16 protein-coding genes are annotated in these 19,379 nt (G+C 44.7%); 7 read left to right on the forward strand and 9 right to left on the reverse strand.

Annotation, left to right across the window (positions count from 1 at the left end; all coding sequences use genetic code 11):
• Positions 1–181 precede the first annotated feature (181 nt).
• From CW749_RS25555 to nagE, 4 genes are all read left to right on the forward strand, one after another.
• On the forward strand, positions 182–2,242 hold the full coding sequence (locus CW749_RS25555; RefSeq protein WP_101115289.1) for a beta-propeller fold lactonase family protein: 2,061 nt from the start codon (positions 182–184) through the stop codon (positions 2,240–2,242).
• An 83-nt stretch (positions 2,243–2,325) separates the two neighbouring features.
• Positions 2,326–2,571: a hypothetical protein gene (locus CW749_RS25560; protein ID WP_101115290.1), complete on the forward strand. Its 246-nt coding sequence runs from the start codon at positions 2,326–2,328 to the stop codon at positions 2,569–2,571.
• A 12-nt stretch (positions 2,572–2,583) separates the two neighbouring features.
• Positions 2,584–4,221, forward strand: coding sequence for a methyl-accepting chemotaxis protein (locus CW749_RS25565; protein WP_101115291.1), 1,638 nt, complete (start codon positions 2,584–2,586; stop codon positions 4,219–4,221).
• A 377-nt stretch (positions 4,222–4,598) separates the two neighbouring features.
• The gene (gene nagE, locus CW749_RS25570; protein ID WP_101115292.1) at positions 4,599–6,050 is read left to right on the forward strand and encodes an N-acetylglucosamine-specific PTS transporter subunit IIBC; all 1,452 of its coding nucleotides are present in this window, start codon (positions 4,599–4,601) and stop codon (positions 6,048–6,050) included.
• A 204-nt stretch (positions 6,051–6,254) separates the two neighbouring features.
• On the opposite strand, the gene CW749_RS25575 is transcribed toward nagE, so the two are convergent.
• A complete protein-coding gene (locus CW749_RS25575; RefSeq protein WP_101115293.1) occupies positions 6,255–7,061 on the reverse strand; it encodes an alpha/beta hydrolase in 807 nt (268 codons plus the stop codon).
• A gap of 259 nt (positions 7,062–7,320) precedes the next feature.
• On the opposite strand from CW749_RS25575, the gene CW749_RS25580 reads away from it, so the two are divergent.
• Positions 7,321–8,940, forward strand: a complete 1,620-nt coding sequence (locus CW749_RS25580; protein WP_180958496.1) for a winged helix-turn-helix domain-containing protein — start codon at positions 7,321–7,323, stop codon at positions 8,938–8,940.
• 40 nt (positions 8,941–8,980) lie between these two features.
• Here the strand turns inward: CW749_RS25580 and CW749_RS25585 are convergent, their stop codons facing one another.
• The 7 genes from CW749_RS25585 to CW749_RS25615 all read right to left on the reverse strand — a co-directional run bounded on the left by CW749_RS25585 (position 8,981) and on the right by CW749_RS25615 (position 16,732).
• Positions 8,981–9,694, reverse strand: a complete 714-nt coding sequence (locus CW749_RS25585; RefSeq protein WP_101115295.1) for a gamma-glutamyl-gamma-aminobutyrate hydrolase family protein — start codon at positions 9,692–9,694, stop codon at positions 8,981–8,983.
• 11 nt (positions 9,695–9,705) lie between these two features.
• Positions 9,706–10,881 (reverse strand): iron-containing alcohol dehydrogenase, encoded by a 1,176-nt coding sequence (locus tag CW749_RS25590; protein WP_101115296.1) that lies wholly within the window; start codon positions 10,879–10,881, stop codon positions 9,706–9,708.
• Positions 10,881–12,272 (reverse strand): aldehyde dehydrogenase family protein, encoded by a 1,392-nt coding sequence (locus tag CW749_RS25595; RefSeq protein ID WP_101115297.1) that lies wholly within the window; start codon positions 12,270–12,272, stop codon positions 10,881–10,883. The genes CW749_RS25590 and CW749_RS25595 overlap by 1 nt, the downstream gene beginning before the upstream one ends.
• A 53-nt stretch (positions 12,273–12,325) precedes the next feature.
• Positions 12,326–13,693: a glutamine synthetase gene (locus CW749_RS25600; RefSeq protein ID WP_101115298.1), complete on the reverse strand. Its 1,368-nt coding sequence runs from the start codon at positions 13,691–13,693 to the stop codon at positions 12,326–12,328.
• A gap of 48 nt (positions 13,694–13,741) precedes the next feature.
• The gene (gene dctP / locus CW749_RS25605) at positions 13,742–14,794 is read right to left on the reverse strand and encodes a TRAP transporter substrate-binding protein DctP (protein ID WP_101115299.1); all 1,053 of its coding nucleotides are present in this window, start codon (positions 14,792–14,794) and stop codon (positions 13,742–13,744) included.
• 64 nt (positions 14,795–14,858) lie between these two features.
• Complete coding sequence (locus tag CW749_RS25610; RefSeq protein ID WP_101115300.1) at positions 14,859–16,181, reverse strand: TRAP transporter large permease subunit; 1,323 nt, start codon at positions 16,179–16,181, stop codon at positions 14,859–14,861.
• Positions 16,178–16,732 carry a TRAP transporter small permease subunit gene (locus CW749_RS25615; RefSeq protein WP_237322585.1) on the reverse strand — a complete coding sequence of 185 codons (555 nt, stop codon included), beginning with the start codon at positions 16,730–16,732 and terminating at the stop codon, positions 16,178–16,180. The genes CW749_RS25610 and CW749_RS25615 overlap by 4 nt, the downstream gene beginning before the upstream one ends.
• 292 nt (positions 16,733–17,024) lie before the next feature.
• Between CW749_RS25615 and CW749_RS25620 the strand changes: the two genes are divergently transcribed.
• Together CW749_RS25620 and CW749_RS25625 are read left to right on the forward strand one after the other, a co-directional pair.
• Positions 17,025–17,882: a MurR/RpiR family transcriptional regulator gene (locus CW749_RS25620; RefSeq protein WP_201797037.1), complete on the forward strand. Its 858-nt coding sequence runs from the start codon at positions 17,025–17,027 to the stop codon at positions 17,880–17,882.
• 76 nt (positions 17,883–17,958) lie between these two features.
• Positions 17,959–18,348: a DUF2750 domain-containing protein gene (locus CW749_RS25625; protein WP_101115302.1), complete on the forward strand. Its 390-nt coding sequence runs from the start codon at positions 17,959–17,961 to the stop codon at positions 18,346–18,348.
• 227 nt (positions 18,349–18,575) lie between these two features.
• On the opposite strand, the gene CW749_RS25630 is transcribed toward CW749_RS25625, so the two are convergent.
• Positions 18,576–19,373 (reverse strand): DUF2927 domain-containing protein, encoded by a 798-nt coding sequence (locus CW749_RS25630; protein ID WP_101115303.1) that lies wholly within the window; start codon positions 19,371–19,373, stop codon positions 18,576–18,578.
• Positions 19,374–19,379 lie beyond the last annotated feature (6 nt).

A 19,379-nucleotide genomic window follows, 5' to 3' on the forward strand; every position in this document is an offset into this window, starting at 1 on the left:
TATGACATATGTATTAAATCTATAATTATTTCGATATTTCCTGCTTCATCGACTGGCGAGTTACCTATCACCTGCTACTTTTTTATGTGTCAGTACACATAAAAATATAAATCATTGTATACCTGAGAATTCTTCTTTTTAGGTAGAACGTGAACAGAAAAACTAAAATAGGCTAGGTATTATGGGAATTGCATATCACAGCTATATCGGCACAACAGTCGATCAGTTGCCAGAACTGCCGTGTTCATCTTCTGGACACCTTTCGCTTAACACGCCTGTCGGTAGTTGCGTAGATCGTTTCGGTCGGATCTGGTTAGCCGATACCGCGCACAATCGTGTCCTTGTGTTTGATTCAGAAATGGATCAAATTCTCGCCGGCTTTGGGACTGTAGGTAAAGGCTCACAGCAATTTAACATGCCATTTAGGCTGTTATCACACCCCGAAAAGAATTGGGTATACGTTACAGACATTGGAAACTTCCGTGTCCATATTCTTGAATACAATGAAGAACTCGATATTCAATCCATCAAAGTATTTGGTGATGAACCCGAGGTGGACTTAAAAGGGCCGAATGGCATTGTTGTCCATGAAGGCAAAGTCTGTGTCGCTGATGAATTTTATGAGGGACCAGATAGCCAGTCTCGTCTTGTGGTTTTTAGCGAAGATGGCAACTTTGAATACACGATCGATGAAATTACCCCAGAAAACGGAGGAGATCCCGTTCATTTACTCTGGCCTCAAGGGTTAAGCTTGGATAAGCAGGGTAATATCTATATTGCTAATACAGGGTTTGCAACCGTCGTACGCTGTGATTGGCAAGGCAAAGGCATTGTTTTTAGTGAACGCGGAAAATGCTATATCGATGGTCTTGATTTATCTCGTGGCGTTTCAGTCATTCAGAATCGCGTATTGATTCCCGGTGGGGGACCAAACGTCATTTCAATATATAATCTCGATGGTCAATTTATGGGGCAGCTGGACGGATTTTTCGCACCCGTTCAGATCACTGAATCGACTGAACCTCAAACCATGCTGATTACCGAACCATTCCTTGCGTCTCTCCAAAAGCACAAAGTCAATCTTGCCACTTTGAAAGGAGGCAAAACGCGGGCAACAAAAGTCCTGAAATCTGTTGGTGATGAACGAGACAATCCTGGACAACTTCACTTTGTAACTTCTGTTGTTGGAGACGTGACATCCGCGCAAGGCGGCGGGCAAACAGGAGACGCACCTGCGATTCAAAACTGGTTAGAACATCAGCTTTCGATACAAGATCAAGTGCTTAAAGCCATGCAGCCTGCTGGTATTCCATCATGGTTAAGTATTGCGTTGTCTGCTCAAACTGAATGGGTTCAGCGATGGCAGCAAACCATGATCCGAATTTTCTTAAACGATAAATTTGATGATCCAGAGGATTTGCTCTGGATGGTTGACGCAGGAAATTACCAACTTCAAGCCACTGAAGATGGAAAGAGCAATTCCGCGAGACCGATAAGCTTACCCATGTTGCCGGGCTCGCTTGGCATCGCTGCATTAACGCCTAGCACGCCGTTACCAGGTCAATTGGATCCTGAAGTACCACTGCTTGTAGTCAGCAATTACCTAAGTGGAATTGTCACCGTGTTGCAATATAACGATGTAATAGGTGAATTGGTTCCTTATACCGTTTTTGGTGGATTAGGCGCTAGCCCTGAGCAGTTAAATAAACCTCAAGGTATCGCCGTTGATCCAACGAACAACGACATTCTGATTGCAGATTCTGGCAATAATCGAATTTGCCGTTGGCGCTTATCGGAAACTGGTGCAGCTGGTTTAGTTCATACCTATGGGCAGCTTGGGGATGAGCATGGAGAATTCCATACGCCATCTGACATCACTGTCGATGCAAACGGAATCAGTTTTATAACCGATCAGAATAACAACCGAATCGAAGTATACGATCAGAGTGGAAAGTGGGTGCGTAGCTTCGGTAAAGAAGGGTATGGAACGAACAACGATAACTTCTTGCTTCCTACCAGTATTGACCACGAAAACGGATACCTGTTTGTTTCCGATCTCGTGAACCGAGCAATAAAAATCTTCAAGTGTTCTGGAGAGTATGTCGAATCATTCAGTGGTTTTGGAGCCGATAGAGAAAAAGGCCAACTATGGCTGCCTTACTTGCTCCATGTGAAAAATAGCAAAGTCTATTTACCCGATTGCGCACTGAATAGAGTTAATGTTTATAAATTTGATAATTAACGTCACCTGTATACCGCTATGACTGGACCATGGGTTGAGTATACACACAGTGAACCGTACAAAAACAACGTCAGGGGTTAGCTATGAATAGTGTTTTTAAACGTGCGCAGGGAAAAAAGCTGTCGCATAAAAAGTTACAAGACGCTCATGGTGTCTGCCAAAAATCGGAAGAAAGCTCTCGTCAAATTTTGCAGCAGTTTCAAACCGTCATTCAGCATTTTGAAGACAATGCAAAAGATGAAAAAAAATGCAGAGATGCACTGCGTCAGCTGTATGAGAGCCATGAGTTTTGCTACGCCAGTGAGAATGTCACTGGTCCGCATGAGTAACGAGGAGACACTATGAACTTTTCTCTAAAAAACGCACCCATAAGTATGCGTGCATGGATGATTTTGGTTCTGTTTGCTGTTGGGTTAATCGCAAATTCGCTGTTGGATGCATCAGCAACGAAAAAGCATATGCGCGCAAACTACGAGCGCGGTGTTCAGCAAATAGTCGAAGGGGCGGTAGGCGTTCTTAACTATTACCATGCACAAAGCTTGAATGGCTCAATGTCGACAGAAGAAGCGCAGAGGTTGTCGTTAGAGTCGATATCCGCAATGCGATTTGATAACGGAAACTACATATTTGTTGCAGACAAAGACGGCATTCAGTTGGCGTCGGGACTGAAGCGATTGCTTGGTACCAATATCCTTCCACTGAAAGACGGGAATGGCAAACTGTTCGTAGAAGAGCTCTACTCGACAGGTAAACAAGGAGGCGGGTTTGTCGATTACATGTGGAAAACATCACCAGATGCGACAGAGCTTTCTCCAAAAACAAGTTATGCCGACTATTTCCATGAGTGGGGATGGATGATTGGTACTGGCATTAACATGAGCTCACTTGAGCGAGATATTCAGCAGTCGCAAATCATATCCATGACCAATGCAGGTATGATTCTGATTGTGCTTTCTGCACTGATCGCGTATTTCGTGAAGACCATTACTACACCAATTAATAAAACCGTTGCTGCTATGCGCGATTTATCAAGCGGTGAAGGTGATTTAACGCAACGTTTGAAGGAAGAGGGAAGTCAGGAGCTTATCGAGCTTGCGCAGTACTTTAACCGTTTTGTTAGCTCAATTCAGGAGATCATGAGAAGTGTTAGCGATGCGGGTACACAATTGGCTGCATCTGCCAATCAGCTTTCTTCGTCGGTGTCGTCGGTTGATGTAAATTTGAATCAACAGCAAAGTGATACTTCCCAACTGGCAGGTGCAATGAGTGAAATGCTTACAGCAGTTGAGGAAGTGGCTGGGCGTACTGTAGACGCTTCAGATTACAGTGTGAAGGCGGCAAAACAAACGGAACAGAGTTTGGTGATAATCCAACGTAACATCCGTGAATCACAGCTATTAGCAGAGGACATCGGAGAAGCCAGTCAGGTCATCACTCAGCTTGCTACTGACAGCCGAAATGTTGATACCGTTCTTGAAGTGATCAGGGGTATCGCGGAGCAAACGAACTTACTTGCATTGAACGCGGCGATAGAGGCTGCGCGTGCAGGTGAAGCTGGGCGAGGTTTCGCCGTGGTAGCTGATGAAGTGAGAACGCTCTCCTTACGAACTCAGGAATCCACGATTGAAATTCAAACCATCATCGAGAAGTTGCAAGAAGGTGCAGAACAGGCGGTAGGTGTCATGAGTAAGGGGGCTAAAAAGGCAACCAATACGTCAGAGATTTCTTCTTCAGCTGGTGATGCGCTGAATGAAATTGCGCAAGAAGTTCATGCTATCCAAGGAATGAATCAGCAAATATCCGCAGCTACAGAAGAGCAAACCGTCACGGTAAACAGCATTAACCAAAATGTGTCCAGTTTGAATGATGGGTCAAACTCTTTAGCCAGCGAGTCGACTCAGATGGCAGCGGCAAGTGAAGAGTTAAGCCAAGTCTCTGAAGACATGATGAGGATGATCAATCGATTTAAGTTGGCTTAATATTTTTCTTGAGTTTAGGCGATTAGCTTAAACACTTTATTTTTCACTATGACGCCAAAGTTAATACCTTTGGCGTTTTTACATATGACGTTTTACCTGAGGGTTTGAACGATCAATTTGAATTCTTAAATGAAATTACATGCTGCGAAATATCTATACCTGAGTGGTATTTATAATACTGTTAATATGATTTTAACTGGATGTTAAACCTGGCTATTATACTTTTAGCAGATAAAAATATCAATAAAAACCCTATGGTAAGAGTTGTTTTTATTGATAATAGTGACATTAGGCACAATAGTGATGAGTTTTTTTGCGTCGTAAAATTACGTTTGTAAAATCCGCCAAAGATTTTGAAATACTTCTTGAGGATTTAAATGAGCGTATTAGGTTATATGCAGAAAGTTGGTAAGGCACTTATGGTGCCGGTAGCGACTTTGCCTGCTGCTGCAATTTTGATGGGTGTAGGTTACTGGTTAGACCCAGTTGGTTGGGGCAGTGAAAGTGTACTTGCTGCCTTTTTAATTAAATCGGGTGCCGCCATCATCGACAACATGGCAGTATTGTTTGCGGTTGGTGTTGCGTTCGGTTTGTCTAAAGATAAAGATGGCTCGGCAGCTTTGTCGGGTTTTGTTATGTGGTTGGTAGTGACTACGTTGCTCTCTCCTGCGACGTTAGCTCAGCTTCAAGGAATCTCAGCTGACGATGTCAACATGGCATTTGACCGCGTTGCTAACCAGTTTGTAGGTATTGTTGTAGGTATTATATCTGCTGAAATATACAACCGATTCTCACACGTAGAATTGCCTAAGTTCCTTGCGTTCTTTAGTGGTAAGCGTTTGGTTCCTATCCTAACGTCCATCGCTGGTATGGTTCTGTCGTTTATCCTAATGACGGTATGGCCTGTTATTTTTAATGCGCTACTTTCTCTTGGCACGGCACTGCAAGATCTCGGCCCTCTAGGCGCTGGCTTGTTCGGTTTCCTAAACCGTCTTTTCCTTTCAGTTGGTATGCACCACGCGTTGTACCCAGTATTTTGGTTTGACGTAGTTGGCATCAATGATATTCCTAACTTCCTAGGTGGTGCTCAATCTATTGCAAATGGCACGGCGACTCCTGGTGTTACTGGTATGTATCAAGCGGGTTTCTTCCCTATCATGATGTTTGGTCTACCTGCGGCAGCGTTGGCGATTTACCACAGCGCAGATAAGAAAAACAAAGGCAAAGTATTCTCTGTTATGTTGGCGGCAGGTGCTGCTTCTTTCTTCACAGGTATTACCGAACCGCTTGAATTCTCATTCATGTTCCTTGCACCTGTACTGTTTTTGATTCACGCTGTCCTAACGGGCATCAGCTTGTTCATCGCAGCTTCGATGGAGTGGATGGCCGGATTCGGTTTCTCCGCTGGTCTTGTCGACTTCGTTCTTAGTAGCCAAAACCCTCTAGCAACCCAATGGTACATGCTGATCCCTCAGGGCTTAGTCTTTGGTTTGCTTTACTACGTGCTATTCAGAGTTGCTATCGCTAAGTTCAACCTTAAGACACTTGGCCGTGGTGAAGAAATGGCTGAAGAAGGTGCAGAGAACATCGATCAGTTGGCGGCTAAATACATTTCAGAGCTAGGTGGTAAAGAAAACCTGGTGACGATCGACAACTGTATTACACGCCTACGTCTTGAAGTGAAGAGCACAGAAAATATCAGCGACGAAGCATTGAAAGCACTAGGTGCCGCTGGTGTGGTTAAACTGGGTAAAACATCTATCCAAGTTATCGTTGGTGTTGGTAAGGTTGATAAAGTTGCCGCGGCAATGAAAAACCTAAACGCATAAGAATTTTGTTCGGCTAGAGTTCCCCCTAAGTTACTTGAATTACGATTAGTCACCGTTTGCCGAACAAAACCTTTTTAAAACCGAGCGTGCTTTACGCTCGGTTTTTTTCTTTTACGTCCGATGTACTGCTATCTTCTTTTACTTTTATCCTCGTTTTACTTTTAGCTCCGCACTCACATTACGTTCGTAATAAATTAGCTCCGATTATTTTTGACTTGGGTATAGAACAATTGAATTCAATATCCGGGCGAGTCCTTCGCTGTCTGTAAGCATGGGGAGATGCCCTGTCTGCATGGCGTACACACTTTTGATTTGTGCGTTTTTGGCTATCTTAAGCTGAGATTCCAGTGAAATGATTTTGTCGTTACTAGCGAAGACGTAATGCTTCTTGATGCGTTCCATATTAGAAGGTTCAAATGCCACCTTTTCTTCTGCTATATGTGCGGGCTCAGAAAGGGAAAGGCGTTGGAGTATGTCCTTTTGCTTTTCGTTCGCGTCCTGTGCGAAGGTTTCTGCAAACTTGGTGCTATCTCCGATGACCATTCGGTGGCTTGTTTCGTTGTAACGAACACCTTCAAAATAATTCGCTTCGTCTTGTTTACTCAGCGAACCGAATGCCGTTTCCCCCTGTTGAGGAGCAACTGCCGTTATGTAGGTGATGGATTGGAATTGATTCGAAGGGCATAATCCCACGGCTTGGTTGACGATTGCGCCCCCTTGGCTGTGTGCAGCAAAATGGATGTTACCCTCCAGTGCTTTGATTTCCCTACACAATGATTTTGCAGATGAACTGAGTGTGATGATTTCGGCATTTTCCGATTCCATTCGTCCTGGCAGATCCACGAAGACTGGTTGGATATTAGAAGATAAGGAACCCGATACCTGTTTCCAAGATTCGGCATTGAAGTGAGCTCCATGCACAAAAACCAAGTTCTCCGTTGCGAATACTTTGGTGGTAAAAGTGGCTGCTGAGAACAATAATCCAGTGCATATAAAAACCGTCTTTTTCATTTTAAACTCCTTGTTTTATGTGATTTTCAAGGTGCATTGCCTAGGCTTCTTGTTCAATTAAAATGACTAAAAATGATATCAATTCAAAAGCAAGAGATTACAAAAGATGTCAAATTTAGATTTATCTTCTTCAAAATAAGGTGCATTGATTGTCAATTAGAGTGATCAGCTTATTCTTTGATTCTTGATTGAAAGAACAGTTCGCTCGCGATAGTCTTCTTACCTTCTGAGCTATTCGATGAAATATAGAAAGGGATTTATGATTCAGTTTGGGGAATACAGGTTTGATGCTGAGAAAGAGTGCCTAATACTTAATGATGAACCCGTCGCTGTTCGCAATAAAGTCCACCAACTTCTCTGCTATTTTCTTGAAAACCCTGAACGCATTATCTCTAAAGAAGAGCTCTTAGCTGCGCTTTGGACCAATGGAGATTATCGAGAGCGGTCCTTATCTCAGAGCGTATTGGAGCTGAGAAAGCTACTGGGGGATTCGGCTTCTAGCCCTAGGTTTGTTCGAACGATTCCTAATCAAGGCTACAAATGGATTGCGGCCATTACACCAGTGGATGAACAACCATCACACTGGCGGAGAAACAGCTTTGCCGCACTGTCTGTTGTACTCTTAATTCTTGCGACGCTACTTTGGGTGTTCAACCAAGAGGGCTCGATGGATTTCTCTGACAGAAAAATCAGAGTAGCGGTGTTGCCCTTTGAAAATGCCACCCAGCTTGATTCCTATCATTGGATTGAATATGGCTTAAGCGACATGCTTGCCACCGATCTTATGCTGTATCCAGATGTTCAGGTTTATCCACCTAACCAAGTCAAAGCAAAGCGTAAAGCCCTTGAAGATTGGCGAAGTAATGATTTTTCCTCTTCCAGCGTAAATGTTGCGATCTTTGCTTCCGTATCGTTAAAGCAGGGAAGACAGATAATTTCCTATACCATTTTGGATGAGCAGCTAAATCAAACATCTGGCGAAATAGAAAAACAAGACTTGGCACTTAGCATGCCGAGCATAGCGTCTAGTATTGTGCACTTGCTGCGCCCTGCAAAGAACGTTGCTGTGTTACCTGAATATGAGTTTGAAGTGAATGCGATGCACGAGTATGCGAAAGGGCAGCACGCGTTAAGTCAGCGAGGATGCAAACTTGCTCAGCATTATTTCGCTGCCTCGTATACGATTGATTTGTCTCACGAGTGGAGTGTACTTCAATACGCCATTTGCCAATTGGAACTCGGGAATAGAGAAGAAGCACAAATAAACCTGCAGTCTCTATTAGAGAGCTCACCCGATCCTATTGTTATTGCAATGTCGCATTTGTGGCTAGCGGAAATGTGGATGAGAAAAGGTGAGTTAGATAAAGCAGAGATGCATTTATCCCAAAGCCATTATTCTGAAGTGATAGGTGCCAACTACTTTTGGTTGGAACAAGGCAAGGAAATTGATTACTACTTGGGTTATTTGTTGAATCGGCAGCGTCTTGAGCACTCTCCGTTAGGTTCTGATGCAATTCCGAGCGTAGGAGCACCACCTTGGCACACGCCAGTCGCGGGAGCGGAGTTAACGGTAAGTAACCATACAAATCAAACCAGTTTCCCTCAAAAGATGATGGCATTGCTTCGCTTTAGTCGAAGTCAAAATCTAGAGACTAAGGTGCGTATCACTGCTTTGGAAGAAGCATTGGCGATCAATGAAATGGTAGGATCGCGCCGCGCAGAGACGAGTATTCTTCTCGATTTGATTTACTGGAAGATTCACTCGGGCCAACATGCTGATGCCAAAGAGCTAACCACTAAGCTAGAAGTCGATAGCGAGGATTTCTTAGTGCAGTCGGAGCTGACTATTTTGCAGTCTTCTCTAGAAAACACTCGTTAATCTGATAGCGTACCTTTCCAGTATTCTTAGCCAAACATCCTCACTTGGGGCTGGCATGCTTAATGAAATTCAGCATCCACTGAGTAACCAGCAAGCCGTCTGTCGGCAGTTTTAAAGACGCTAAGCCTTTGTCTTGAACAGGCTTTGGAATCGCGTCTTTTCGTACCTCTATTAAGGCTTTTGAATAGGGCGCGCAAAATTCTGGATGTGCCTGAATCCCAAGTGAGCTTTTCCCCACCACCATAATGGACACGGGGCAGAAATCGTTCCCCGCGACAACCTGACCATCGTCTGGCATTGATATAACTTGATCTTGGTGGCTAACCAGTAGGTTTACCGTGTCTTGGTATGGGTGCATCCAAGGGTAGGGGGCGACGATTTTAGCAATTGCCGTACCGACTCCCCAGCCGACCTCGGCCCTGTCAACTTGCCCTCCCAGCGCTTTAGCCAATAATTGATGACCAAAACATATCCCAATGAAAGGTATATGATTCTGGTGGATCTGACGAACCAGATTCTCTAGCTCTTGGATCCATTGATCGCTATCCATGACACCAGATTTACTACCGGAAGTAATATAGGCATCACATTCGGAAATATCGTCAGGAAATTCGGAATGATTGACCCAATAGAACCGAAGCTGAAGTGTTTCATCTACAGCATGCAGAAGTCGTGTAAACATATCTTTATAGCTGCCATGATCTGGCTCTAACTTAGGATTGACGTCATCACAGATCAGTATACCGATTTTCATAGTCTTCACCGCTACGAGGTTGGTTGATTCATGGGTTGACCTGTCAGAGCGTGCATAAACAGATTCGAATACTCTTCAGCGCTGAATAAAATCGGATTTCCACCTGCCGCAGCATCAAGGACGGCGAGCTCGCCAATTCGCTTTGCATCGCTTCCGTCTAGCTCTATTTCCGCTAAAGTGTGTGGGATGTTTAGCGTTTTACGCATTCCCAAAACCCACCCAAGTACGGCGTCGAAGCTGGGGGATTGGAGAGAAAGCGATCTTGCGAGCACCAACATTTTATCTTCGATCTTGTCGCGATTGGCTTCCAGAACGTAGGGCATCAGAATGGCATTTAGCAGTCCGTGATGTTTATCGTATAACCCGCCTAGGGTATGCGCTAAGGCATGCATTGCACCTAACCCTTTTTGAAATGCCGTCGCTCCCATGCTTGAGGCGACGAGGAGTTGAGTTCTCGCTTCGATGTCCGCTCCATCTAGATATGCTCGATACAAGTAGTGCTTTACGAGTTTTATTGACTCAACCGCGATGCCATCAGCCATTGGGTGATAACCGGGAGCGCAATAAGCTTCTAAGCTGTGCGAGAGCGCATCCATACCTGTTGCCGCTGTAATGTGATTTGGTAGCCCTACAGTAACGTTGGGGTCGAGCAACACCTGCACGGGCATCATTTTCGGGTGAAAGATGATTTTTTTTACGTGAGTTTGAGAGTCGGTAATCACAGATGCTCTGCCCACTTCAGACCCTGTACCCGCTGTGGTAGGAATCGCTATTACTGGGACTATTTTGCTTTCATCGGCTTGCATCCAATTGTCACCGACATCCTCAAAGCACCATAGTGGAAGACTTTGTTTGGCGCAAAGTGCGATAGCTTTGGCTGCGTCTAGGCTAGAACCACCTCCAAACGCAACAATGCCATCGTGTTTTCCGTTATTGAAAGCCTCAATTCCACGATTGACATTGGTATCGGTTGGGTTGCCTTGAATGTCGGCAAATAAACCCACTGAAACACCGTGTGATTGGCAGTTTGATATCGCATTTCTCACGATGTCTAAGTCCGCTAAGAATGGATCGGTGACCAATAAGGGAGACGACATGTTAAGGCGTTTACAGTGTTCGGCCAGTGAGTCCAAACAGCCTTCTCCAACGCTAATTGCGGTTGGGTAGTTCCAGTTTGCATGTGTCATTATTTCTCTCCCAAAGATTTAATGTTGAAAGATTTCGGTCTCGTTAGCATTTCAAAACCTATTGGAGATAAGGTGCACCCCCGACCGGAATTTTTAACACCTGTCCATGCCAGCTGTGGATCAAGATAGTCACAGCGATTGACAAAAAAAGTGCCAGTTTGAACGTCTTCACCGAGTTGGCTTGCGGTTTCTTCATCAGTAGAAAATATGGAAGCGGTGAGCCCAAAGTCACTGTCGTTCATCAATTGAATGGCTTCTTCATCGCTGCCTACCGATTGAACGCCAACAACGGGTCCAAAGGATTCTTCTGTCATAACACTCATAGAGTGGTCGACATTGGTTAAAATCTGTGGGGCGAGATAGGGGGTGCCTTCCTGACTCATTGGGAAGTGTGATTCATCAATGTGTGGGATCGCCCCTTTAGACAAAGCATCATTAACTTGTTCTCGCACAAAATCGGCAGCCGCAGTACGCACCATTGGACCAAGCGTTGTATCTGAATGATTAGGATCATCGAGCTGATACGATTTAGCCAGAGCGACGGCTTTTTCAACGAATGCATCGTGAACCGATTCATGAACATAGATTCGCTCTATTCCGCAACAAGATTGACCAGAATTAAAAAACGCACCATCGACTAAGGTTTCAGCCGCGTCGTCTAGGTTGGCGTCAGCTCTTACATAGGCGGGGTCTTTGCCGCCAAGTTCTAACCCAACACCAATGAACCGACCTGCGGCATTACGTTCCACCATTTCACCACCAGCAACAGAACCCGTAAACGCAACGTAATGAATACTGGGGTTTTGAATGAGTTTTTCAGTGGAAGCATGGTCTGTATGTAAATATTGAAAGGTGCCAATAGGTATACCAGTCCCTTTAAATGCTTCCACTAACCGTTCTGAGCACAAAGGGGTTTGAGCGGAATGTTTCAAGATCACGGTATTCCCAGCAAGTAAGGCCGGAATCACAGCGTTGATGGCTGTCAAATACGGATAATTCCATGGTGCGATGATCAAAACGTTTCCAACTGGGACACGCTTGATGTAGCGGGAGAATCCTTTTTTCTCAGGTAGCGTGATGGTTTCAAGGGCTTTGTCGGATTGTTCGATCATTGAGAGCGCACGCTCTTCAACGCCCATGATCTCGCCTTGCGTGTACGAAATGGGTCTGCCCATCATCATGGTAATTTCTTCCGCAAGGACCGCTTTGTTTGCAACAAAATTTTCGATGGCTTGTTTGCAAATCGCTTTTCTTGTCTTTAGAGGTGTTGCCTGCCATTCCTTTTGGGCTTTGTTGGCTTTATCAATGGCAAGTGCGATGTCTTCTTCGCATGCTAATGTGCGTGTGACGCAGACATTGCCATTGATCGGCGATAGGGTTTTCTGTTCCATGTTTTCCTATACCTTCTTTTGTGTTCGCTCTTTTCAATATCGACGGAATAAGCTTAAATAATTTCGAAGTAGCGCTTCATTTCCCAATCCGTTACCGCTTTTCTGAATTCCCGTTCTTCCCATTCACGAGAGGCGGCAAAGTGGTCCACAAACTCATCGCCAAACATATCCCGCGCGTGCTGAGAACCCTTCAAGCGTTGAGCAGCATCCCAGAGTGTTGCAGGGAGCTTTAAGTCTTCAGGAATATCCTGTTCGTAAGCGTTTCCAACGATGGGTTCACCGGGTTCCCACTTATTCATGATTCCGCACAGTCCGGAAGCCAAAGCAGCAGCCAGCGCGAGGTAGGGGTTACCGTCGGCGGCTCCAATTCGGTATTCCACTCTTTGACTGCTCGGCGAGCCGGGAATAACGCGTAAAGACGTGGTTCGGTTTTCTACTGCCCATGTGGAGTGGGTGGGTGCCCAAAAGCCGGGAATCATTCTGCGATAGCTGTTGATCGTAGGGGCGACCATGCATAAAAAGTCAGGCATTAAGCGCTGTAAACCTGCCACGAAGTGACGTTGTAGCGTACTCATATTGTGTTCGCCTTTTGGGTCGTAAAAAGCGGAACTGCCGTCTTTGTTTTGCAGCGAAATGTGGATATGCCCACTTTGACCAGGGTAGTCGTTGCTCCATTTCGCCATAAAGGTCGCCATTAGGTCATTTCTCTGGGCGAGAACTTTTGTGTAAGTCTTGAATAACGCCGCTTTGTCAGCGGATTCCATCGCTTTATCGACTTCAAGCGCTGCTTCCAATACTCCAGGCCCCGTTTCTGAATGGATCCCTTCAATAGGAAAATCCATCGTTTCACCAAGGTCGATCAATTGCTGATATAACTCTAGATAGGTGGAGTTTCGGATCATGGAGTAACCGAACCAATCTGGTGTTATAGGTTCCAAATTGTTGTAGTTTTTTTCTCGGACGGATTTGGACGTTTCGTTAAAAACGAAAAACTCATATTCAAACGCGGCAAAGGCGTTTAAACCTAAATCATCGAACTTTTTAAGGATGCGCTCCAGTGTGCCTCTTGGGCAAACGTTGGCAGCTTTCTCGTCGAACTCTGCGATAAATAGAAGCATGCCGTCTTCATCCAATACGTCTCGACATGTCTCTGGCAGAATTTTAACCGGTGCATCTGGGTATCCTGTGTGCCACCCAGTAAATGTGGTGTTGTCGTAGAGTTGGTCTTTTGAATCCCAACCCAGAACGACATCACAAAAAGCAAAGCCTTTATCGAGAGATGAAAAGAACTTGCCTTTTGACATGTACTTCCCACGCATAATCCCATCGTTATCGAACAGCCCAACTTTGACGTGAGTAAGACCACGTTCTTCAACAATTTTTTTGGCGTCTTCGATGGTTTTAACTGATCTTGCATCCATTTTACAATCCTCTAAGCACCGGCTAAATCAAGCCGGTGCTATACCCTGTTAGCTGTAGCGATATGGCTTTCCTGCTTTCTCCATATCTGCGGCGTATTTCTTAAATATCTCCACCACACGCTTAGTTCTAGGGCTGGTTTTCGCGATTTCATCCCAGAATTTAAGCGCTTCCTGCTCGACGGTTTTCCACTCTTCATCTGGAATGGTGGTGAGCGCAAGTTTGTCGCCTTCTACACGAAGTTTAGCTTCTCCACCCCAATACCAGTGCTGTCGGTAGTAGTGGGAACTGTCCATACAAAGTCTCCACAGTGTTTTGAGGTGTTCAGGTAGGGCGTCCCAACGTTCGCTATTGGCAAAGAAGGATCCGCACCACGCGCCAGAGATGTTGTTGGTTAAGAAGTACTTGGTCACGTCTGCCCAACCTACGGTGTAGTCTTCTGTAATTCCTGACCAAGCAATGCCATCAAGCTCGCCTGTTTGAATCGCGACTTCCACGTCTTCCCAAGGGAGAGTGACGGGAATGACACCGAAGCGAGACAAGAACCGCCCAGCGGTAGGGAAGGTAAATACGCGTTTACCTTTTAAGTCAGCGAGGCTTTTAATGGGTTCTACAGTCGCGAAATGACAAGGATCCCATGCGCCAGCAGATAGCCATGTCACGCCTTTTACCTCGCCATACGCCTCTTGCCATATCTCTTTCAACCCGTACTGCTCAAAGAGTACGGGGACATCTAGGCTGTAACGGGTAGCAAATGGGAAGTAACCTCCGAATACGGACACATCCACAGGCGCAGCGATAGAGTCATCATCACTTTGTACTGCGTCGATGGTTCCTCTTTGCATCGCACGGAAAAGCTCACCAGTAGGTACTAGCTGATCGGCATAAAACAGCTCGATAACCATTTCGCCATTTGCGGCTTTGTTAAAAGCATCGACGGCTGGTTTGATAACGTGCTCGCCCAATGCTGGTCCAGCGTAGGTTTGCAAACGCCATTTAATGGTTTTTTTGCTGTTTGCGATGGCAGGAGCGCCGACAATCGCCGTCGCACCCGCAGCAGATACCGCACCTGCTTTTTTAAGGAAATCTCTTCTACTAGACATGTTTTATTCCTCCATGGAATGGGTGTCCTTGTCCAAGTGTAAGGGTGTCACTTAAGGTTATGTTTCATCGGCTGTAGTGGTACTCAGGTAGCCACAAAGCCAGTTGTGGGAAGGCCATCACCAGAATCAATCCAAAAATCATAATCAAGACAAAAGGAATGATTGAGAGGTAGATATCCTTCAAGGAAACTTCAGGTGGAGCCATGGCTCGCATTAAGAATAAGTTGTAGCCAAAGGGGGGCGTCATGTACGCGATTTGGCATGTGATGGTGTAAAGCACACCATACCAGAGCAAATCGAACCCTAATGCGCCAACTAAAGGAACATACAATGGAGCGACGATGACCAACATGGCGGTGTCGTCTAAAAATGTTCCCATTAGAAGGTAAGAGAGCTGCATTAAAATCAACACTTGCCAAGGGGTTAGGTTGAGGCGGTCAATAAAGAAGCCTTCGATGGCTTTTACGGCACCAATTCCATCGAAAACGGCCCCAAAGCAAAGTGCTGCCAAGATAATCCACATAAACATGCAGCTAATCGCGAGCGTTTTACGCAGTGTTTCTTCCATTACAGAACGGTTTAATCGTTTTTTTGCAATCGCGGCAATCGTCGCTGCGGTTGCTCCGACGGCGGAGCTTTCGACTAAGCTTGTTACGCCCATCAAAAACAGCCCAGTCATGGAAACAAAAATCAGAAGTGGGGTAATACCTGCGCGTAGTAAGAGTAACTTTTCTTTAAAGCTGACGTTGCGTTCTTCTTCGGGTAACGCAGGACCGAGGTTTGGCTGAATTTTGCAACGAATGACAATATAAATGATGAACAGCGTGGCCATTAAGAGCCCTGGAAAAACGCCAGCGAGCCAAAGTTGCCCAACAGGTTGCCGAGCGATCATGCCATAAAGGACCAAAACGACGCTTGGGGGAACAAGAATGCCCAGAGAGCTCCCCGCCTGGATGACGCCAGTGACCATGATCTTGTCGTAACCACGTCTTAGCAGTTCTGGCAGGGCGATACTTGCGCCAATTGCCATCCCCGCTACGCTCAATCCGTTCATAGCAGATATCACGACCATTAATCCAATCGTGCCGATGGCCAAACCGCCATTGAGTGGTCCCATCCATACATGGAACATTCGATATAGATCTTCCGCAATTCCTGATTCTGACAGCATGTAGCCCATGTATATGAAAAGCGGAAGGGTCAACAATGGGTACCATTTCATCAGTTTAATGGCAGAGCTAAAGGCTATTTCAGATCCGCCATCTCCCCAAAGGAGAAGGGCAGCGATAACCGCAATGGATCCGATAACGGCAAAAACACGTTGACCAGTTAGCAGCATTAACATCATGGCGGAGAACATCAGCAGGGCGATCATTTCGTAACTCATGATTGCGCCTCCGCATTTTCAGAGTTGTCACCATACATAATGGTGGCGATGTCTCTGAACCAGACTGCAATGGCTTGTAAAAGCATTAACACGATACTGAGACACATAATGATCTTTATGGGAGACATATAGGGGCGCCAAGCGGAATAGCTTCGTTCACCGTATTCAAGTGCGTAACTGGTGCTCGATATTCCGCCGTACAACAGTATTGAAAGGTAGACCAGCAGCATGATGATAGTGATGCTATCAATAATGGCTTTCTTTTTCGGACTCCAGCTACCGTAGATCAAATCCATTCTTACGTGGCTATTTAGTTGCATGGAGTAAGGACCGCCAAGCATATAGAAAGCCACCATAACAAACTGAGCCATTTCCAATGTCCAAAGGGAAGGGAAAAAGAAGGTCTTTGAAATAGATGAGTAAAGTAAAATGCCTATCATCACAAAGACGAGGTACATGGCGAACCGACCAATTCTTCGATTTATTGTTTCCACTATGCGGACAAATGACCGAATGGGTGTAGGTAAAGATGCGACTGGATCCTGATCCATTAATGACTCCATTGTTCCATATGGTCTTACTGCTAATATCAATTAACTATCTGATAATTAACCAATATCACCAGAAGATATGAATTCCGTTTCAATCTTCAAGAGATAACTAATTTGTTAAATGTGTTTAAATATTGATCTATTTGTATCTATATTTACAGAAAATTAATTGCTGTCAATATATTTACAGAAATTATTTTTTCAGTTTTTGATCTCGTGTTATGTTTGTTACAATGTTATCAATTAGGTGAGCCGACATAATTGATAGAGCCACTACTTCATGGAGTAAGATTTGACCGTTTCAGAAAGGATAAAGGCAAGATTTGCGAAGTTAACGCGAGCAGAAAGGCAGCTTGCCAATGTGATGCTAGAAAACTACCCAGCTTCGAGTCTCGGAACGGTTGTTTCACTGTCGGAAGCTGCAAAAGTTTCGACGCCTACTGTGGTACGCCTAGCGAAAAAGCTCGACTTTACTGGGTTTCCTGACATGCAGCGTAGTATTCATGAGGAAATTGGGGATACGCTGAAAAGCCCAATTGAAAAGCACGCCTCTATTCCAAGCATGGACGAAAAGTCGCACCTTTTGGATAGGTTTGCAGACACCGTGATGAACAATATCAGGCAGACAGTTGCGCAGGTGGATGAAGCTACTTTTAGCAAAGTGGTGGAATTGCTAAGTAAGCCGGATAGCCCGTTATACATAGTTGGAGGGCGTATTAGCCACTCCATTGCCGAATACATGTTTACGCACATGCAGGTCATTCGTGCCAATGTCACCATGATTGAACCGAACGCAAACAGCTGGTCGCATTATGTGATCAACATGAAACCGGGCGATACCTTAGTGGTGTTTGATATTAGGCGATATGAAAATGACATTTTAACGTTGGCAGAAATCGCTCGAAGTCGAGATGTCGAATTGATTTTGTTTACCGATCAATGGGGTTCACCTGTTGTTAAATTGGCGCAGCATGTGTTTCATGCTCGAATTGAAGCGCCATCTGCTTGGGATTCGACCGTTGCTATTACGTTTTTAGTGGAAGCCATTGTCGAGGCTATACAGTCTGCAACGTGGTCTGAAACCAGTAACCGAATGAAAGATTTAGAAGTTTTGTTGGATAAAGCTAAATTATTTAAAAAGTTTGTATGACCCGATGAATTTTGTTTGACTCGATGAGGAGAATACTAAAGAATTCCCGCATTCCAGTCCTGAATGAGCACCCTTCATGTCTAAGCAACTTGACCAAGAACAAATTGACACCATTAATCGTTACGATACTGAAAAGCGCCTGAAATACTGTGTGAAAGAGGTCGTAGCAAACAAAGAGATCTGGATTCTGACCGATGAGCATGGTTGTGTCATGCTAAACACTGAGGACGAGGATTGTGTACCAGTTTGGCCAAACAAAGAGTTTGCTCAAGCATGGGCGAATGGTGATTGGGAAGAATGTAAGCCAGAGCCTATTTCTTTGAATAAATGGCACAGCAGATGGACACATGGCTTAGCGGATGACGAACTTTCTGTGGTTGTTTTTCCAAATGAAAATGAAGAAGGGGTGATTTTATTCCCCGATGAATTTGATTTTGAATTGAAGAAGCAAGCGAACAAAAAATAGAGCTTTGTAAAACAGTTCTATCTTAAACACAGCTACTTAAAACATGTCTGTTTAAGCCTAGTTGTTTAAAACATAGCTGTTTAAAACCTAGCTGTTTAAAACCTGGCTGTTTAAAATTTAGCTATGCCAAAAGAAGTACCCAAGCGTTTTTAAGATGCTTGGGTATATTTTCCATCTCACCATTCTCATAAATTCAATCCCTCGGCGAGACGTACTAGTGGTCCCAATTAAAACCCCATAAGCGGGTATAATTCTCCCTTCCTAACTTCGCGAATAGCGCTTTCTAACGTACCGTCGTTTTTGAAATCAGCGATAATCTGCTTCACGATAGGCTCTGCTTCTTCTCTGCTCATACCTACTTTTAGAGAAGGGTGGTAGAGGATTTTTAGCAGTAATCCATCAAGAGGGGAAAGCAAATCCTCTGGTGACGCATCGTTAAAAATTGAAGGGTATACCTTATCAGAGTCGTTTGGTAATCCGAGTAGCTGCGTGATTTCTTCAACCACACAGCCGAGCAGTTTCCCTTTAGAACGCGCTTGATCAACGGGAATAATTATTCCACCTCTAATCAGTTCTCCACCTACATCGGTTTTAAAATTCGCCATACAGATGGCTTTACCGGAATGCTGTAATGAAGGCTTTCCCAGCACTCTGACGATATCGTCTTCCCAAATACTTAAACGCGTATAAACCCAAATAATATTGGCTTCTTCTAAGTCATTCGTCAGGCTTATTGGGTGATTCGTGAGGTAGGAGAGGTGCTTTATATGCATTTGTGCAAGCTCCGTATGAATGTCTTCATCCGGTACTTTATGCTCAATAAAAATCTTAATAGGCTCTCGCCATTTTCTGACGTTCTGTTTTTCAGAGTCGTATTCGTTTTTTAATGCAACTTCGTAAAACGCTTCTTCTAGGTAAGCGGTATCTAACCAGCGATGACTGGTTTGCGAATAAGAATAAATTGGGTAAAAGAAAAGCACCAAGTAGCCGATAAGATAAGACGCAAATTTTGTGCTTTTCGACATAATGAA

This window comes from Vibrio sp. vnigr-6D03 (assembly GCF_002835515.1).
GTDB lineage: Bacteria > Pseudomonadota > Gammaproteobacteria > Enterobacterales > Vibrionaceae > Vibrio > Vibrio penaeicida.

Excerpts from the sequence above, each read along its gene's own strand:
- CW749_RS25630 (WP_101115303.1), bottom strand. The coding sequence starts at position 19,373 with ATGTCGAAAAGCACAAAATTTGCGTCTTATCTTATCGGCTACTTGGTG.
- CW749_RS25610 (WP_101115300.1), bottom strand. The coding sequence starts at position 16,181 with ATGAGTTACGAAATGATCGCCCTGCTGATGTTCTCCGCCATGATGTTA.
- CW749_RS25575 (WP_101115293.1), bottom strand. The coding sequence starts at position 7,061 with ATGAAAAAGACGGTTTTTATATGCACTGGATTATTGTTCTCAGCAGCC.
- CW749_RS25565 (WP_101115291.1), top strand. The coding sequence starts at position 2,584 with ATGAACTTTTCTCTAAAAAACGCACCCATAAGTATGCGTGCATGGATG.
- CW749_RS25560 (WP_101115290.1), top strand. The coding sequence starts at position 2,326 with ATGAATAGTGTTTTTAAACGTGCGCAGGGAAAAAAGCTGTCGCATAAA.
- dctP (WP_101115299.1), bottom strand. The coding sequence starts at position 14,794 with ATGTCTAGTAGAAGAGATTTCCTTAAAAAAGCAGGTGCGGTATCTGCT.
- CW749_RS25615 (WP_237322585.1), bottom strand. The coding sequence starts at position 16,732 with ATGGATCAGGATCCAGTCGCATCTTTACCTACACCCATTCGGTCATTT.
- nagE (WP_101115292.1), top strand. The coding sequence starts at position 4,599 with ATGAGCGTATTAGGTTATATGCAGAAAGTTGGTAAGGCACTTATGGTG.
- CW749_RS25625 (WP_101115302.1), top strand. The coding sequence starts at position 17,959 with ATGTCTAAGCAACTTGACCAAGAACAAATTGACACCATTAATCGTTAC.
- CW749_RS25595 (WP_101115297.1), bottom strand. The coding sequence starts at position 12,272 with ATGGAACAGAAAACCCTATCGCCGATCAATGGCAATGTCTGCGTCACA.
- CW749_RS25590 (WP_101115296.1), bottom strand. The coding sequence starts at position 10,881 with ATGACACATGCAAACTGGAACTACCCAACCGCAATTAGCGTTGGAGAA.
- CW749_RS25585 (WP_101115295.1), bottom strand. The coding sequence starts at position 9,694 with ATGAAAATCGGTATACTGATCTGTGATGACGTCAATCCTAAGTTAGAG.
- CW749_RS25580 (WP_180958496.1), top strand. The coding sequence starts at position 7,321 with ATGATTCAGTTTGGGGAATACAGGTTTGATGCTGAGAAAGAGTGCCTA.
- CW749_RS25600 (WP_101115298.1), bottom strand. The coding sequence starts at position 13,693 with ATGGATGCAAGATCAGTTAAAACCATCGAAGACGCCAAAAAAATTGTT.
- CW749_RS25555 (WP_101115289.1), top strand. The coding sequence starts at position 182 with ATGGGAATTGCATATCACAGCTATATCGGCACAACAGTCGATCAGTTG.